Here is a 1,192-nt window from a genome sequence, read left to right on the forward strand (position 1 = left end):
GGTTTTTTCACCCAGTCTCTCTCAGCGCGCGACCCAGAGCTGTTCGGCTCGATCACGTCCGAGCTGGGCCGTCAGCGCGACGAGATCGAATTGATCGCGTCCGAGAACATCGTCTCTGCTGCCGTGATGGAAGCGCAGGGCTCGGTGATGACCAACAAATACGCCGAAGGATACCCCGGCAGGCGTTACTATGGCGGGTGTCAATTTGTTGATATCGCTGAAAATATGGCCATCGACCGCGCCAAGCAGCTGTTCGGTTGCGGCTTTGCAAACGTCCAGCCGAACTCTGGCTCTCAGGCAAACCAGGGCGTGTTCCAGGCACTGATCAAACCCGGCGACACCATCCTGGGCATGAGCCTGGATGCGGGGGGCCACCTGACCCATGGCGCCGCACCCAACCAGTCGGGCAAGTGGTTCAACGCCGTCCATTACGGTGTGCGCAAACAGGACAACCAGATCGACTATGACCAGATCGAAGCGCTGGCGAAAGAGCATCAGCCCAAGCTGATCATCGCAGGCGGGTCGGCCATTCCGCGCATCATTGATTTTGCCCGCATGCGCGAGATCGCGGATATGGTCGACGCCTATCTGCATGTCGACATGGCCCATATCGCCGGTCTGGTCGCGACAGGCGCACACCCATCGCCCTTCCCGCATGCGCATGTGGCTACTACCACCACGCATAAAACCCTGCGCGGTCCGCGGGGCGGCATGATCCTGACCAATGACGAGGCGATCGCCAAGAAAGTGAACTCGGCCATCTTTCCTGGCATTCAGGGCGGCCCGCTGATGCATGTCATCGCGGCCAAGGCCGTGGCCTTTGGCGAAGCACTGCGACCCGAGTTCAAGGACTACATCGCCCAGGTGGTCACCAACGCACAGGCCCTGTCGGACCAGTTGATCAAAGGTGGGCTGGACACAGTCACCCACGGCACCGACACCCATGTGGTTCTGGTGGACCTGCGCCCTAAAGGCGTCAAAGGCAACGCGACCGAAAAGGCACTGGGCCGGGCGCATATCACCTGCAACAAGAACGGTGTCCCGTTCGATCCCGAAAAACCGATGGTGACCAGCGGCATCCGCCTTGGCAGCCCCGCAGGCACCACCCGAGGCTTCGGCGAGGCCGAGTTCCGCCAGATCGCCGACTGGATCATCGAAGTGGTCGACGGTCTGGCCGCAAATGGCGAGGACG

1 protein-coding gene is annotated in these 1,192 nt (G+C 61.2%); it reads left to right on the top strand.

What is annotated here, in order from left to right:
* A partial coding sequence (gene glyA / locus AC2FH6_RS21405; protein WP_496704190.1) for a serine hydroxymethyltransferase occupies nt 1-1,192 on the top strand: 1,192 nt, incomplete at both ends.

The organism is Ruegeria sp. CDSC045, assembly GCF_059610725.1.